The 13,953-nt window shown below is 63.1% G+C and carries 19 protein-coding genes; 15 read left to right on the forward strand and 4 right to left on the reverse strand.

Annotated features, from left to right (window positions below):
• Positions 1–211 (reverse strand): transposase family protein (locus DTW89_RS11860; protein WP_201740995.1); only part of this gene is annotated, 211 nt, incomplete at its 3' end.
• Between the two features lie 297 nt (positions 212–508).
• Here DTW89_RS11860 and DTW89_RS11865 point away from each other — a divergent pair.
• From DTW89_RS11865 to DTW89_RS11875, 3 genes are all read left to right on the forward strand, one after another.
• Positions 509–1,147, forward strand: coding sequence for a LysE family transporter (locus DTW89_RS11865; RefSeq protein WP_114656102.1), 639 nt, complete (start codon positions 509–511; stop codon positions 1,145–1,147).
• A 105-nt stretch (positions 1,148–1,252) separates the two neighbouring features.
• On the forward strand, positions 1,253–1,870 hold the full coding sequence (locus DTW89_RS11870; RefSeq protein WP_114656103.1) for a ParA family protein: 618 nt from the start codon (positions 1,253–1,255) through the stop codon (positions 1,868–1,870).
• Between the two features lie 76 nt (positions 1,871–1,946).
• On the forward strand, positions 1,947–2,411 hold the full coding sequence (locus DTW89_RS11875; protein WP_024816166.1) for a MaoC family dehydratase: 465 nt from the start codon (positions 1,947–1,949) through the stop codon (positions 2,409–2,411).
• 130 nt (positions 2,412–2,541) lie between these two features.
• On the opposite strand, the gene DTW89_RS11880 is transcribed toward DTW89_RS11875, so the two are convergent.
• Together DTW89_RS11880 and DTW89_RS11885 are read right to left on the reverse strand one after the other, a co-directional pair.
• Entirely contained in the window at positions 2,542–3,045 is a 504-nt protein-coding gene (locus DTW89_RS11880) for a tRNA (cytidine(34)-2'-O)-methyltransferase (protein WP_114656104.1), read from the reverse strand.
• Between the two features lie 58 nt (positions 3,046–3,103).
• Positions 3,104–3,826 (reverse strand): ComF family protein, encoded by a 723-nt coding sequence (locus DTW89_RS11885; RefSeq protein ID WP_114656105.1) that lies wholly within the window; start codon positions 3,824–3,826, stop codon positions 3,104–3,106.
• Positions 3,827–3,861: 35 nt separating this feature from the next.
• Between DTW89_RS11885 and DTW89_RS11890 the strand changes: the two genes are divergently transcribed.
• The 8 genes from DTW89_RS11890 (at position 3,862) to DTW89_RS11920 (ending at position 10,117) form a co-directional block, all read left to right on the forward strand.
• Positions 3,862–4,764, forward strand: a complete 903-nt coding sequence (locus tag DTW89_RS11890) for a hypothetical protein (protein WP_024816163.1) — start codon at positions 3,862–3,864, stop codon at positions 4,762–4,764.
• A 114-nt stretch (positions 4,765–4,878) separates the two neighbouring features.
• Positions 4,879–5,340 carry a DUF2244 domain-containing protein gene (locus DTW89_RS11895; protein WP_024816162.1) on the forward strand — a complete coding sequence of 154 codons (462 nt, stop codon included), beginning with the start codon at positions 4,879–4,881 and terminating at the stop codon, positions 5,338–5,340.
• Positions 5,341–5,397: 57 nt separating this feature from the next.
• The gene (gene coxB / locus DTW89_RS11900; RefSeq protein ID WP_114656106.1) at positions 5,398–6,567 is read left to right on the forward strand and encodes a cytochrome c oxidase subunit II; all 1,170 of its coding nucleotides are present in this window, start codon (positions 5,398–5,400) and stop codon (positions 6,565–6,567) included.
• Between the two features lie 30 nt (positions 6,568–6,597).
• Positions 6,598–8,217: a cytochrome c oxidase subunit I gene (gene ctaD / locus DTW89_RS11905; RefSeq protein WP_111865715.1), complete on the forward strand. Its 1,620-nt coding sequence runs from the start codon at positions 6,598–6,600 to the stop codon at positions 8,215–8,217.
• An 11-nt stretch (positions 8,218–8,228) separates the two neighbouring features.
• On the forward strand, positions 8,229–8,339 hold the full coding sequence (locus DTW89_RS19760) for a cytochrome oxidase small assembly protein (protein WP_208859679.1): 111 nt from the start codon (positions 8,229–8,231) through the stop codon (positions 8,337–8,339).
• A 10-nt stretch (positions 8,340–8,349) separates the two neighbouring features.
• A complete protein-coding gene (locus DTW89_RS11910; protein ID WP_024816159.1) occupies positions 8,350–8,967 on the forward strand; it encodes a cytochrome c oxidase assembly protein in 618 nt (205 codons plus the stop codon).
• Positions 8,964–9,182 carry a DUF2970 domain-containing protein gene (locus tag DTW89_RS11915; RefSeq protein ID WP_024816158.1) on the forward strand — a complete coding sequence of 73 codons (219 nt, stop codon included), beginning with the start codon at positions 8,964–8,966 and terminating at the stop codon, positions 9,180–9,182. The genes DTW89_RS11910 and DTW89_RS11915 overlap by 4 nt, the downstream gene beginning before the upstream one ends.
• A 53-nt stretch (positions 9,183–9,235) precedes the next feature.
• Complete coding sequence (locus DTW89_RS11920; protein ID WP_024816157.1) at positions 9,236–10,117, forward strand: cytochrome c oxidase subunit 3; 882 nt, start codon at positions 9,236–9,238, stop codon at positions 10,115–10,117.
• Between the two features lie 62 nt (positions 10,118–10,179).
• Here the strand turns inward: DTW89_RS11920 and DTW89_RS11925 are convergent, their stop codons facing one another.
• Positions 10,180–10,401 carry a twin transmembrane helix small protein gene (locus tag DTW89_RS11925; RefSeq protein ID WP_024816156.1) on the reverse strand — a complete coding sequence of 74 codons (222 nt, stop codon included), beginning with the start codon at positions 10,399–10,401 and terminating at the stop codon, positions 10,180–10,182.
• A 15-nt stretch (positions 10,402–10,416) separates the two neighbouring features.
• On the opposite strand from DTW89_RS11925, the gene DTW89_RS11930 reads away from it, so the two are divergent.
• From DTW89_RS11930 to cyoE, 4 genes are read left to right on the forward strand one after another with little or no spacing between them, the layout of a single operon-like run.
• Entirely contained in the window at positions 10,417–11,190 is a 774-nt protein-coding gene (locus DTW89_RS11930) for an SURF1 family protein (protein WP_114656107.1), read from the forward strand.
• Positions 11,132–11,875: a hypothetical protein gene (locus tag DTW89_RS11935; RefSeq protein WP_114656108.1), complete on the forward strand. Its 744-nt coding sequence runs from the start codon at positions 11,132–11,134 to the stop codon at positions 11,873–11,875. Before DTW89_RS11930 ends, DTW89_RS11935 begins: the two co-directional genes overlap by 59 nt.
• On the forward strand, positions 11,875–13,056 hold the full coding sequence (locus tag DTW89_RS11940) for a COX15/CtaA family protein (RefSeq protein WP_442858107.1): 1,182 nt from the start codon (positions 11,875–11,877) through the stop codon (positions 13,054–13,056). The genes DTW89_RS11935 and DTW89_RS11940 overlap by 1 nt, the downstream gene beginning before the upstream one ends.
• Positions 13,053–13,949 (forward strand): heme o synthase, encoded by an 897-nt coding sequence (gene cyoE / locus DTW89_RS11945; RefSeq protein WP_024816152.1) that lies wholly within the window; start codon positions 13,053–13,055, stop codon positions 13,947–13,949. The genes DTW89_RS11940 and cyoE overlap by 4 nt, the downstream gene beginning before the upstream one ends.
• The last annotated feature ends 4 nt before the right edge of the window (positions 13,950–13,953 follow it).

The raw sequence follows: 13,953 nt of genomic DNA on the forward strand, positions 1-13,953 counted from the left end.
CCTCGAACTGAAAGAAGTCCAGATGCCGCCAGCTGCGCTGGCGGTGGTCATGGAGCTTTTGATCAGCGGCCGAGCACGCCGGGCATGCTGCACTGCCTGAGCGCCAGACAACGTACAGGTCGATGCGGCTGCGCTCCACGTCCAGTTCAACACGCTCGACCGCCCAGGGGGCTGCAAGGCCTAACGCTTGGCAAAACAATGCTTCTTGCATCGGAACGGCTCCTGTTCAGGGGGTGTCAACAGATTTTTTTGAACTGTAGCGCTCCACCCGAAACGGAAGAGAGCCTATTTTGCTTGATTTTTATGCCCGCCGCAGGCCAACCCGCTTGCCATGGGCCGGATGAAGGTCCGTGGGCAGGGGGCGCATGGGCTTGGGCAGCCTCGGCCCCGACCGGGTGGACGGTGGGGTTGCCGGCGCATCGCTTCAGTGGAGCCGGTTTTTGCCGCTGTTGCGTGCATCGGAAGTTCCGTTGCTAAGATGCCAGCCCTTCTCGCTTGGGGCTTTTTTATGGACTTGCAGACTTGGCTGGCTTTTTTTGCGGCGTCTTGCCTGATTGCGGTGTCGCCGGGCTCGGGGGCCGTGCTGTCGATGAGCCACGGCCTGTCGTATGGCGTGCGCAAGACCGGGGCCACCATTGCCGGGCTGCAGGCCGGGCTGTTGCTGATCTTGCTGATTGCCGGTGCGGGCGTGGGCTCGCTGCTGCTGGCTTCCGAGGTGGCTTTCAGCGTGGTCAAGGTGCTGGGCGCCTGCTATCTCATCTATGTGGGCTGGTGCCAGTGGCGCGCGGGTGCCACCTCGCCCATTCAAGGAAACGACGCGGCTCCGGCCGGCCCCTGGAAAAAGCGTTTTCTGACGGGTTTTCTGACCAACGCCACCAACCCCAAGGGCATCATCTTCATGGTGGCTGTGCTGCCCCAGTTCATGACCGAGGGCCGCCCGCTTTGGCTGCAGTTGCTGGTGATGGCCGCTACCACCGTGGCGGTGGACGTGACCGTGATGCATGGCTACGCAGCGGGTGCCAGCGCCCTGCGCCGCCTGATGCGCAGTGCCCGTGCGGTACGCACGCAAAACCGGGTGTTTGGCGGGCTGCTCATGGCGGTGGGTGCGGGGCTGTTTTTTGTCAAGCGTGGCGGGCAGCACGCGTGAGTTAAAAATGCTATTTAAATAATAGCTACTAGCGCTTGATGTATAAGCGCTAGAGGCTGATTCCATTCAAATTTTATCCAACGGATAATTCCGGGAGGTTGTGTCATGCCAGTGGTCGTTGTTGCCAATCCCAAGGGCGGCGTGGGCAAGTCCACGCTGTCCACCAACGTGGCCGGGTATTACGCCCGCCATGGGCATCCGGTGATCCTGGGGGACACCGATCGCCAGCAGTCTGCCCGTCTGTGGCTGGGCCTGCGCCCGCCCGCCGCCCGCCCGATTGGCGCATGGGATGTCAGTGCCGACGAGATCACCAAGCCGCCCAAGGGCAGTTCGCACACGGTGCTCGACACCCCGGCGGGCCTGCATGGCCGGCGTCTGGGCGATGTGCTCAAGCTGGCCGACCGCATCATCGTGCCGCTGCAGCCCAGCGTGTTTGATATTTTTGCCACGCGCGCTTTTCTGGACCAGCTGGCCGAGCACCGCCACGCCGCGGGCGTGCAGGTGGGCATTGTGGGCATGCGGGTGGATGCGCGCACCAAGGCCGCCGAGCAGTTGCACCACTTTGTCGACAGCCTGGGTTTCCCGGTGCTGGGCTATCTGCGCGACACGCAAAACTATGTGCACCTGGCAGCGCACGGGCTCACGCTGTTCGATGTGGCGCCCGCACGCGTGGCGCGTGACCTGGAGCAGTGGCAGGGGATCTGCACCTGGCTGGACGCCTGAAAACCGCAGGCAGCACGGGGTGTCGCTGTCACGCGCCTGACAGGCGCCGGGCGGGTAGCGGCGCACCATTGCCCGCATGAAAACCTTCCGCTCTTATTCTGAAGTCAGCGCCTGCGTGGGCCAGGAAGTCGCCGTGACCGACTGGATCACCATCACGCAGGAACAGGTCAACCTGTTTGCCCAGGCCACGGGCGACCACCAGTGGATCCATGTAGACCCCGAGCGGGCCAAGGCCGGGCCGTTTGGTGCGCCCATTGCCCATGGCTTTCTCACGCTGTCGCTGATTCCGCGATTTTTTGAGGGCGGAATGCGCATCGAAGGCGCCCGCATGGGCGTGAACTACGGCCTGAACCGGGTGCGCTTTACGGCACCCGTGCCAGTGGGCAGCCGCCTGCGCGCGCGGCTGGTGCTGCAGGCCACTGAGCCCCTGGCGCCCGACGGGTTGCAGATGACCTGGCTGGTGACGGTGGAGCGCGAGGGCAGCGACAAGCCAGCCTGCGTGGCTGAATCCGTGGCACGCAGCTACGGCGCTGCGCCATAAAGCGCGTTCAGCCCGCTGCGGTTTTCAGCGTCTCACGGGTCGCCGCAGATCCGGGTGTTTCTTGATTTTGAGAGCGAGCACTCGCAGCGCCTGGCCTCTGTGTGCCAGAGCGCCTGAAGGCTGCAGCGCCTCAGAGCAATTGCTCTACCGGCGAAGCGACTGCCACGCCCGGTACGCCAAAGCTGTTCTGGCGCCAGGCCTCGAACACCGTCACTGCCACGGCGTTGGACAGGTTCAGGCTGCGTTGCCCGGCCACCATGGGCAGCCGCAACCGCTGCGCGGGCGGGAAGGTCTCGCGCAATTCAGGGGGCAACCCGCGCGTCTCGGCCCCGAAAATCAGCCAGTCGCCGGGGAAAAAGCAGGTGTCAAAGGCGGTCTGGGTGCCATGTGTCGTCATGGCAAACATGCGCGTGGGGTCGGGCTGGGCGTTGCGCAAAAAGGCGGTCCACCCCGGATGCCGCTGCACCTGTGTGTACTCGTGGTAGTCGAGCCCGGCGCGGCGCATCAGCCGGTCTTCCATCGAGAATCCCAAGGGCTCGATCAGGTGCAGCGTGCAGCCCGTGTTGGCTGACAGGCGAATCACGTTGCCGGTGTTGGGCGGGATTTCGGGTTCGACCAGAACGATATGAAACATGCTCCGTATTGTCGTTCGGACATTCGGGCGTGGCGCAGCGCCGTCGTAAACAAAAGTTTCAGTCCGGTTCTGTGCGCGCCACCACCATGGCCGTGATGTGCGCAGCACCGGCCTCGCGCAGCGCGTGGGCCGCCGCATTCAGGGTGGCACCGGTGGTCATCACATCGTCCACCAGCACAATGCGCCGCCCTTGCACGGCGGCCGCGCGGGTGGGCTCGACGGCAAACGCACCCAGCAGGTTGCGCAGGCGCTGGCTGCGCGGCAGGCCGCTTTGCGCTTCGGTGGCGCGCGGCCGCAGCAGCAGGGCGGTGTCCACCCTGGGGCCGGCAATGTGGCGGGCCAGCAGGGCGGCCTGGTTGAAGCCGCGCTCTTGCAGGCGCTCGCGGGACAGGGGCACCGGCAGCACCAGGTCGGCAGATTCCAGTGCCGGCTCTACCCAGGGCGCGCTGCGCAGCAGCGTGGCCAGCGCCGAGGCCCATCCCGGGTCTCCGCGAAACTTGAACTCGGCCATGGCGCCAGCCCATGGGTAGCCATAGTCCACCGCGGCCAGGCAAGCGTCCACCCGCGGGGGCTCGCGCAGGCAGGCGCCGCATTGCGAAACACCTTCGGGCACTGGCAGGGCGCAGCGCGCGCAGCGTGTGCGGGGCTGTGCAAACCGGGCGGCACAGCCATCGCAGACGCGCCGGGCAGGCCAGGCGTGGCACACGGCACACTGGCTCGGCAGCTGGTCGATGAGTGCTCCGATGCGTCCGGATGCCCCTGTCAGCATCTTGTAGAACATCTAGTCAATATACTCGTCTGCCCTTTTCTTTCGCCATGTCCACCGAGCACCCTCCCACCATTGATCCCGTTGCAGCCGCCCGCTGGCACGCCGCAGCCCCTGCTCAATCTCCCTGGTTGCACGAAGAGGTGGCCCGGCGCATGGACGACCGCCTGCAATGGATTCGCCAGGCCCCCGCAGCCTGGTGCCACTGGGACGCGGTGCGCGGGGGGCTGCAAGGCCACGCCCTTGTCAGTGCCCGCTATCCGCAAGCGCTTTGCCTGGTAACGGAAACGTCGCCCCACTGCGTTCCGGTGGCGATGCAGGCGCTGACCCGGCCATGGTGGAGCCCCGCGCGATGGAGTGCGGGGCGCCCCCGGTTTGGTTTGCCGCAAGAGGGGGGGGTGCAGATGCTCTGGGCCAACATGGCCCTGCACATGGCAAGCGACCCGCAAGCCCTCATCGCCCAATGGCACCGGGCGCTGTCTGTGGATGGCTACCTGATGTTCTCGTGCCTTGGGCCCGACACCGCCAAGGAGCTGCATGCGGTGTATGCCGCGCTCGGCTGGCCGCCCGCCGGGCATGCGTTCACCGACATGCACGACTGGGGCGATATGCTGGTGCAGGCCGGTTTTGCCGAGCCGGTGATGGACATGGAGCGCATCCGGCTGACCTTTGCCACGCCACAGCGGCTGCTGCAGGAGCTGGCAGAGCTGGGGTGCAATCTGCACCCTCAGCGGTTCCCTGCGTTGCGTGGACGCCACTGGCGCCGCCGCCTCCACGAAGTGCTGCAGGACAAGCTCGGGGAGCCGGACGAGGGTGGACAGCTGGCCCTGACCTTTGAAATCATCTACGGACATGCCTACAAACCCAAGCCAAGGGTGCGGGTAAGCGCCAGCAGTGCGGTTTCCCTGGAGGACATGCGCGCCATGCTGCGTGAGGGTTCATCTAAGGGTTAAACCGTAGTCACTTGTCAATGATCTAGAACAAGGCGCGCTACAATTCTCGCCAGATGAGAGTGGGGTGCCTTTGCGCACTGCACAGGTGTCGTAGCGGTTTTCAAGGCGTTTGCATTGACGAGTCTGATTTTTCGTTTTGCCACGGTGTCCGGCCAGCGCATTGACTGGCAGTTGTATCGCAATGGCCCAGTGGCGCGCCCCCGGTTGTGGTTGTGTGCCGTGCCTTTGGCAACCGCCTTGATTTTTTGGCTGGCGGGGGCCCCATGGGCCATCGCCTTTGCTGCATTGGCCATCATGGTTTTGGCCGTTGGCTTGGCCAGGTTCGGCCGCCATGCCGCAGATGGCGAGAGGATTTCTCTGCAAGGCGCTCGCCTTGTGGTCGAGAGGGAGACTGCGGGCCGGCTGGAGCGCGCGGAGTTTGACCGGAGCCGGGTTCGGGTGGAGCCCAAAACCGCAGACCGTTCGCTGATCACGCTGTCGGCACAGGGCCGTTCGATTGAAGTGGGGCGCTTTGTGCGCCCCGATCTTCGCCCGGCCCTGGCATCCGAGATACGCAGGGCCTTGCGCGCTGCCTGAACCCCAGTGGGCGCGCCAGGTGATTGGTTAATTAAGGCTTAGAAGTAAGTGAGAACTATGAAGAGCATTTCCAACAAGCTGGCGTCTCTGCTGCTGACTGCTGGTGCATGGGTGGGCACCGCAGCCCATGCCGTTCAAGACCTTCCCGGCGGCCCTGCGGTCAATCAGCTCAATCTCCATCCCCCGGTGACAAAAATTGCCGAAGAGCAGCATTTCCTGCACTGGATGATGCTGATCATCTGCACGGTGATCTTCATCGCGGTGTTTGCCGTGATGTTCTATTCGATCTGGAAGCACCGCAAATCCAAAGGCGCCAAATCGGCCAATTTCCACGAGTCGGTGACGGTGGAGGTGGTCTGGACCGTTGTGCCGTTCATCATCGTGATCCTCATGGCCCTGCCAGCCACGAAGGTGCTGGTGGCCCAGAAAGACACCACCAATGCCGACCTGACTATCAAGGCCACCGGTTACCAGTGGAAGTGGGGCTACGACTACATCACGGGCGAAGGCGAGGGTCTGGCCTTCATCTCCACACTCGACAGCAGCCACCGTGCCATGTCCGACAGCGGCAATGTGAGTGAGGCGCCGGCCAACTACCTGCTCAAGGTGGACAACCCGATGGTGGTTCCCGTCAACAAGAAGGTCCGCATCATCACCACCGCCAATGACGTGATCCATGCGTTCATGGTGCCCGCGTTCGGTATCAAGCAGGATGCCATCCCCGGTTTCGTGCGCGACACCTGGTTCCGCGCCGAAAAAATTGGCGACTACTACGGTCAGTGCGCTGAACTGTGCGGCAAGGAACACGCTTACATGCCGATTCATGTGAAGGTGCTGTCGGCCGAGGATTACAGCCAGTGGGTAGCCGACCAGCAAAAGAAGGCCGCAGCCAAGCTGGACGATCCCGCCAAGGTGTGGGCGCTGGACGACATGCTCAAGCGTGGCGAGAAGGTGTATGCCGCCAACTGCGCAGCGTGCCACCAAGCCAGCGGCAAGGGCGCCGGGGCCATCAAGGCCCTCGATGGCTCTGCCATCGTGCTGGATGCCGATCACGCCAAGCAGATCCAGGTGTTGCTCAAGGGCGTGAACAACGGTGCCATGCCCGCATGGACACAACTGAGCGATACCGATATTGCGGCAGTGGTGACGTATACCAAGAACAATTGGTCGAACAAGACCGGGCAGCTGGTCCAGCCAGCGGAAATTGTGGCCCAGCGTGGCAAGTAATCACCGCCCCACAGCATTGAGGAATTCAAAATGAGCGCAGTTCTCGACCATCACGGGCACGCACACGACAGCCACGACCACCATGCTCCCACCGGCTGGCGCCGCTGGGTGTACGCCACCAACCACAAGGACATTGGCACGCTGTATCTGCTGTTCTCGTTCACCATGCTGATGATCGGTGGCGTGCTGGCGCTGCTGATTCGCGCCGAGCTGTTTCAGCCCGGCCTGCAACTGGTGAACCCTGAGTTGTTCAACCAGCTCACCACCATGCACGGCCTGATCATGGTGTTCGGGGCCATCATGCCGGCCTTTGTGGGCTTTGCGAACTGGATGATCCCGCTGCAGATCGGCGCTTCCGACATGGCTTTCGCGCGCATGAACAATTTCAGCTTCTGGCTGATGATCCCTGCGGCACTGACCCTGGTGTCCTCGTTCTTCATGCCTGGCGGTGCGCCCGCTGCCGGCTGGACGCTGTATGCGCCGCTCACGCTGCAGATGGGCCCCTCGATGGATGCCGGCATCTTTGCCATGCACATCCTGGGTGCCAGCTCCATCATGGGTTCGATCAACATCATCGTGACCATCCTCAACATGCGCGCCCCCGGCATGACGCTGATGAAGATGCCCATGTTTGCCTGGACCTGGCTCATCACCGCCTACCTGCTGATCGCCGTGATGCCCGTGCTGGCCGGTGCCATCACCATGACGCTGACGGACCGCCACTTCGGCACCAGCTTCTTCAATCCCGCTGGTGGCGGTGACCCGGTGATGTACCAGCACATCTTCTGGTTCTTCGGCCACCCCGAGGTGTACATCATGATCTTGCCGGCCTTCGGCATCATCAGCCAGATCGTGCCCGCTTTCTCGCGCAAGAAGCTGTTTGGCTACGCCTCCATGGTCTATGCCACCTCGTCGATTGCCATCCTGTCGTTCATCGTGTGGGCCCACCACATGTTCACCACCGGCATGCCGGTCACCGGCCAGCTGTTCTTCATGTACGCCACCATGCTGATCTCGGTGCCCACGGCCGTGAAGATCTTCAACTGGGTGGCCACCATGTGGCGTGGCTCCATGACTTTTGAAACCCCGATGCTGTTTGCTGTGGGCTTCATTTTCGTGTTCACGATGGGTGGTTTCACCGGCCTGATCCTGGCCATGGCCCCGATCGATATCCAGTTGCAGGACACCTATTACGTGGTGGCGCACTTCCACTACGTGCTGGTGGCGGGTTCGCTGTTCTCCATGTTTGCCGGCGTGTACTACTGGCTCCCCAAGTGGACCGGCGTGATGTATTCGGAAACCCGCGGCCAGATCCATTTCTGGACGTCGCTGATTTTCTTCAACATCACTTTTTTCCCGATGCACTTCCTGGGCCTGGCCGGCATGCCGCGGCGCTATGCCGATTACCCCATGCAATTCGCTGATTTCAACGCGATCGCATCGGTAGGCGCCTTGGGCTTCGGTCTGGCACAGGTGTACTTCTTCCTGGCCGTGATCGTTCCGGCTATGCGTGGCAAGGGCGCAAAGGCGCCTGCCAAGCCTTGGGACGGTGCAGAGGGCCTGGAATGGGAAGTTCCATCGCCAGCGCCTTTCCATACCTTTGAAAACCCGCCCAAGCTCGATGCCACGGCAACTCGCGTGATCGGTTGAAGAACATGTCCATGACTCCTGAGCAAAAAAAGAGCAATCTGCGGATGGCGCTGATCCTGGCGTCCGTGGTTGCCGTCTTCTTCGTTGGGTTCATGGTCAAAGTCGTTCTGCTCTCCCGCTGAGCACCGCGCCATGAACATTCGCCGCGAAAACGCCAAGATGGTGGGCAAGCTGGCCGTGATTACGGTGGGCATGTTTGCATTTGGCTACGCGCTGATCCCGATCTACAAGCACATCTGCGAGCTGACTGGTATCAACATCCTGTCGCTCTCGGAGCGACAGGTGCCTGGCAACGGCGTTGCCGGCAAGGACGTGAAGGTGCCCGCGAACACGCAGGTGGACACGAGCCGCACCATCACCGTGGAGTTTGACGCCAATGCGCGGGGGCCCTGGGATTTCAAGCCTGCACAGCGTTCGGTGAAAGTGCATCCCGGTGAGCTGACGACGGTGATGTACGAATTCCAGAACGTGCAAAACCGCCGCATGGCCGCGCAGGCGATTCCCAGCTACGCGCCGCGGCAGGCGGCTGCGCATTTCAACAAGCTCGAGTGCTTTTGCTTTAACCAGTACATCCTGGAGCCGGGCGAGAAGAAACAATGGCCGGTGGCATTCGTGATTGATCCGCGGTTGTCCAAGGATGTCACGACCATCACGCTGTCCTATACCTTCTTCGAGGTGGGCGGAAAGACACCGCCCGCACCCGAGTCCACGGCGGCAGCTTCCCTGCACCCCGTGAAGGAGGGGTCGTGAGCCCCGTCAATCCATCTGAACCCGTGGTGCGGCGCAAGGGGTCCCTGTTGCGCACGGTTCGTGCGGTTGCGTGGTCGTTGATCGGCCTGCGCAAAGGCAGCGAATACCAGCAGGACCTGGAAAAGATCAATCCGCTGCACATCATTGTGGTGGGGTTGGTGGCCATCTTTTTGCTGGTGTTGTCGCTGATTGCGGTAGTGAACTGGGTGGTCTGACCGTTGCCGACAGGCCCGTCCAACAACAAAGATTTTGAGATTCAGGAGCTGAAATGAGTGCATCAACCCACGGTGGAACCCCGTACTACTATGTGCCCGCCGAGTCGCGTCATCCTGTGTTGGCAGCCGCAGGCCTGTTCTTTGTGATTCTGGGCGCGGCCCAGTGGATCAACGGCCACGACTGGGGCAAGTATTCCCTGGCCTTGGGACTGGTGTGGTGGCTTTTTGTGCTATACCAGTGGTTCCGTGATGCCGCGCGCGAAAGCGAAGGGGGGCTCTACGGTCACAAGATCGACCTGTCCTACCGCTGGAGCATGAGCTGGTTCATCTTTTCGGAGGTGATGTTCTTCGGCGCTTTTTTCACTGCCCTGTGGTGGGCGCGTGCGCACTCGGTGCCCGCATTGGGCAGCCTCGAAAACGCCATGCTCTGGCCCGACTTCAAGGCCGTGTGGCCCAGCCTCGCGGCAGGTGCAACGGGTTCCCCTGCCGGTATCGTGGAGCCGTTCCAGACCGTTGGTCCCTTCTGGCTGCCTACCATCAACACGGCCCTGCTGCTGACTTCTGGTGTGACGCTGACCATTGCCCACCATGCGCTGCGTGAAAACCACCGCGGCAAGACCATTGGCTTCATGTGGGCCACCGTTCTGCTGGGCTTTGTGTTCCTGTGTGTGCAGGGGTATGAGTATTACCACCTGTACACCGATCTGAACCTCAAGCTCAGCTCGGGCGTGTTCGGTTCCACGTTCTTCATGCTCACGGGGTTTCATGGCTTCCACGTGTTTTTGGGCATGTTGATGCTGTTGGTCATCACCTTGCGCCTGCAAAAGGGCCACTTCACTGCCGACAAGCATTTTGGCTTTGAGGGGGCCGCCTGGTACTGGCACTTTGTGGACGTGGTCTGGCTGGGTCTTTACATTCTTGTGTACTGGATGTAAGCCGGCCCCGCAAAGCAAAAAAAGCGCCGCAAGGCGCTTTTTTGTTGAGAGGGCCTGGCGTCTTACCGCGTGGCAGGCAGGCCGGTGGGCTGGATATAACCCAGTTGCCATGCAATCAGAACGCAAATGAACAGGACAATCGAGAGCCCCACCCGCAGTGCCAGCGCCTTGGCCATGTGGTTCCCTTTGGCCTTGTCATCGCGTCCGTTACGCATCATGAAAAAGAGTGCAGAGGCCAGGCTGGCGAGAATGGCGAGAAACGCCACAGCGACAAGATATTTCATGGAGCACATTATCCTGTGACACCTGCTCAAAGTGCCTGGGGCCTGCGGTTCTGGTTGATCACCGTGGCGGCAGTGGCCAGCATCCTCGTTACCGCTTCACTGGGGCGATGGCAGCTGTCGCGTGCCGCGCAAAAGCAAACCCTGCAATCGCTGCTGGACCAGCGCGCCGCCCTGCCGCCGCTCGACAAGCGTGCGCTGCGCGGACAGGCACTTGCCGGTGACGGCACTGCCCAAGACCTGACGCATCGCGCAGTGGTGCTGCAAGGGCGCTGGGTGCCAGAGCACACGGTTTATCTGGACAACCGGCAAATGCAGGGCCGGCCCGGATTTTTTGTGGCCACGCCACTGCAGCTGGAGGGCGGCGACGGGGTGGTGCTGGTTCAGCGCGGCTGGGTGCCCCGCAATTTTCAGGATCGCGAGTCGCTGCCCCCGGTGCAGACGGCGCCGGGCGTGGTGCAGCTTGCCGGGCGCATCGCGCCGCCGCCGTCGCGCCTGTATGAGTTCCAGAGTGCCGATAGTTCGCAGGGGTCTTCCCGCATCCGGCAAAATCTGGATCTTGCCGCGTTTCGCACCGAAACGGGGCTTGCACTGATGGATCTGTCGGTGCTGCAGACCGGGCCCGCCAGCGAGGGCATGCAACGGGAGTGGCCCGTCATCGGCGCCGGCGTCGACAAACACTACGGTTATGCATTTCAATGGTTCGGGCTCAGCAGTCTGATTGCACTTCTCTATGTCTGGTTCCAACTCGTCCGACGCTTACTCCGCCCGCGCCCAAAGTTCCTTGCCTGAGGCGCGCGCACACCATCCTCTGGGGCTTACGGTGCATAACCTGCCCGAGGCCGGCAACGCCGTGGCCCATGCACAGAACGCCCGCCACGGACGCTGGAAGATGCTGGCGGTGCTGCTGGTCTGCGCAGCCCCGGTCATTGCCTCGTATTTCACGTACTACGTGGTGCGCCCCGACGGCCGTCGCAACTACGGTGAGTTGATACAGCCGCAACGCACTTTGCCTGATCTGGCCACGACCGCGCTCGATGGTGCGCCCGGCAAGCTGCCCGCGCTCAAGGGCCAGTGGTTGCTGGTGAGTGTGGGGGGCGGTGCGTGTGATGCCACGTGCCAGCAGCACCTGTATCTGCAGAGGCAACTGCGGGAAAGCGTGGGCAAAGAGAAAGACCGGGTGGACTGGATCTGGCTGGTGACCGATGCCGCCCCTTTGCCGGCGGATATCTCCCCCGCGCTGCAGCAGGCCACAGTACTGCGGGTCAATGGCCCTGCGCTTGCCCAGTGGCTGGAGCCCGCCCCGGGCCACGCGCTGTCCGAGCACCTTTACGTTGTGGACCCGATGGGCAACTGGATGATGCGATTTCCTGCCCTGATGGATGCCTCAGGCGCCGGCAAGGCCAAGCGGGATCTGGAACGCCTGCTGCGCGCCTCGTCTTCATGGGACGACGCCGGACGGCCAGGGCAACCCTGATGGACTCCCAACCGCTTTACGACCTTGCACCGCTGGCGCAAATGATGTTGCTGGGCATCGTGATCGCGCTCGGGCCTGTGGCCTGGGTGGGCTGGCGCCATCGCGGCAGCGCCCGGGGGCACCGTTTGCAGGCGCTGACGGTGCTGACCCTGTTCCTGACTTTTGATCTGGTGCTGTTCGGCGCTTTCACCCGGTTGACGGATTCCGGCCTGGGCTGCCCCGACTGGCCGGGCTGCTACGGCAGCGCCAGCCCGGTGGGCGCGCGCGCAGACATTGCGGCGGCGCAAGAAGCCATGCCCACCGGGCCGGTGACGCACGGCAAGGCCTGGGTGGAGATGATCCACCGTTACCTCGCCACGGGCCTTGGCGTGCTGATCATTGTGCTGACCGTGGCCACCTGGCTGCAATGGCGGCGTGCCCGGGCCGACAGCACGGTGTCGCCGCCCGTGATGAGCCCGTGGTGGCCCACTTTCACCCTGGTCTGGGTCTGCCTGCAGGGCGCGTTTGGCGCACTCACGGTCACCATGAAGCTGTTTCCCGCCATCGTCACGCTGCATTTGATGGGTGGCGTCGTGCTGCTGGCACTGCTGTGCGTGCAGGCCGTTCGCCATACCCAGGCAGTGCGGGGCGTGCAGCCTGCCGTGCTGGCGGCGCCGCTGCGGCTGGGGGTGCTCGTGACGGGCGCGCTGGTGGCGCTGCAGGTTGTGCTGGGAGGCTGGGTCAGCACCAATTACGCGGTGCTGGCCTGCACCACCTTTCCCACCTGTCAGGGCAGCTGGTGGCCCGTGATGGACTTTGCCCAGGGGTTTCAACTCTGGCGGCCGCTTGGGCTGCTGCAGGACGGCAGCCACATCAGTTTTGCCGGCCTGACCGCCATCCACTATGCGCACCGCCTGGTGGCCTATGGGGTGTTGCTGGCGCTGGCATGGCTGGCATGGCGCCTGCACCGCGCCACGGCGCTGCGCTTGCAGGCGCGGTGGCTTGCGGGCCTGGCGCTGCTGCAGCTGGCCACGGGCCTGAGCAACGTGGTGCTGGGTTGGCCCCTGCTCGCTGCGGTTTTGCACACGGGGGGCGCTGCCGCCCTGGTGGTGGTGCTGACCTGGGCGCTATCTTCCAGCCGCGCTGCCCTGGCGCCCCAGGGGTCTTTTGCACCATCCAGCGCACCGAGGGTTTCCGCATGAGTGTTGCTTCCACTTTCCCAGCGCCGTCGCGCTTTTCTCAGTTTTACGCGCTGACCAAGCCCCGCGTGGTGCAGCTCATCGTGTTTTGCGCGCTGATTGGCATGGTGCTGGCCGTGCCAGGCCTGCCCACGCTGGCGCAGCTGGGGCAGATGGCGCTGGCCAGCGCTGGCGTGTGGCTGGTGGCGGGCGCTGCCGCGGCGTTCAACTGCATCGTCGAGCAGGGCATTGATGCCAAGATGAAGCGCACGTCCTGGCGGCCCACTGCCAAGGGCGAGCTGTCCAACACGCAAACGCTGCTGTTCTCGGCCCTGTTGTGTGCGGCCGGCTCGGCCCTGCTGTATGTCTGGGTCAACCCGCTGACGATGTGGCTCACGTTCGCCACTTTTGTGGGCTACGCCGTCGTGTACACCGTCATCCTCAAGCCGCTGACGCCGCAAAACATCGTGATTGGCGGTGCCTCGGGCGCCATGCCCCCCGTGCTGGGCTGGGCCGCCATGACAGGCGACGTGGGCCCCGAGGCGCTGATTTTGTTCCTCATCATCTTCCTGTGGACGCCGCCGCATTTCTGGGCGCTGGCGCTGTACCGGGTGGAGGACTATCGCAAGTCGGGCCTGCCCATGCTGCCGGTCACGCACGGCAACGAGTTCACACGCCTGCAGGTGTTTTTGTACACGCTGATCCTCTTTGCGGGATGCCTGATGCCGTTCATTTTTGGCATGAGTTCGTGGATCTACCTTGTGGCGGCCGTGCTGCTGAGCGCCGGGTTCTGCGGCTACGGCTTTGCGTTGTGGCGTAATTACTCCGACGCCCTGGCGCGCAAGACCTTTCGTTTTTCTCTCATCCACCTGAGCGTGCTGTTTGCCGCACTGCTGGTGGACCACTATGCGATGTGAACAC

The organism is Acidovorax sp. BoFeN1 (genome assembly GCF_003345135.1).
Classification (GTDB): domain Bacteria; phylum Pseudomonadota; class Gammaproteobacteria; order Burkholderiales; family Burkholderiaceae_C; genus Acidovorax; species Acidovorax defluvii.

Coding starts and splice junctions, on each gene's coding strand:
- DTW89_RS11865 (WP_114656102.1), top strand. CDS start 509: ATGGACTTGCAGACTTGGCTGGCTTTTTTTGCGGCGTCTTGCCTGATT.
- DTW89_RS11870 (WP_114656103.1), top strand. CDS start 1,253: ATGCCAGTGGTCGTTGTTGCCAATCCCAAGGGCGGCGTGGGCAAGTCC.
- DTW89_RS11875 (WP_024816166.1), top strand. CDS start 1,947: ATGAAAACCTTCCGCTCTTATTCTGAAGTCAGCGCCTGCGTGGGCCAG.
- DTW89_RS11880 (WP_114656104.1), bottom strand. CDS start 3,045: ATGTTTCATATCGTTCTGGTCGAACCCGAAATCCCGCCCAACACCGGC.
- DTW89_RS11885 (WP_114656105.1), bottom strand. CDS start 3,826: ATGTTCTACAAGATGCTGACAGGGGCATCCGGACGCATCGGAGCACTC.
- DTW89_RS11890 (WP_024816163.1), top strand. CDS start 3,862: ATGTCCACCGAGCACCCTCCCACCATTGATCCCGTTGCAGCCGCCCGC.
- coxB (WP_114656106.1), top strand. CDS start 5,398: ATGAAGAGCATTTCCAACAAGCTGGCGTCTCTGCTGCTGACTGCTGGT.
- ctaD (WP_111865715.1), top strand. CDS start 6,598: ATGAGCGCAGTTCTCGACCATCACGGGCACGCACACGACAGCCACGAC.
- DTW89_RS19760 (WP_208859679.1), top strand. CDS start 8,229: ATGACTCCTGAGCAAAAAAAGAGCAATCTGCGGATGGCGCTGATCCTG.
- DTW89_RS11910 (WP_024816159.1), top strand. CDS start 8,350: ATGAACATTCGCCGCGAAAACGCCAAGATGGTGGGCAAGCTGGCCGTG.
- DTW89_RS11920 (WP_024816157.1), top strand. CDS start 9,236: ATGAGTGCATCAACCCACGGTGGAACCCCGTACTACTATGTGCCCGCC.
- DTW89_RS11925 (WP_024816156.1), bottom strand. CDS start 10,401: ATGAAATATCTTGTCGCTGTGGCGTTTCTCGCCATTCTCGCCAGCCTG.
- DTW89_RS11935 (WP_114656108.1), top strand. CDS start 11,132: ATGTCTGGTTCCAACTCGTCCGACGCTTACTCCGCCCGCGCCCAAAGT.
- DTW89_RS11940 (WP_442858107.1), top strand. CDS start 11,875: ATGGACTCCCAACCGCTTTACGACCTTGCACCGCTGGCGCAAATGATG.
- cyoE (WP_024816152.1), top strand. CDS start 13,053: ATGAGTGTTGCTTCCACTTTCCCAGCGCCGTCGCGCTTTTCTCAGTTT.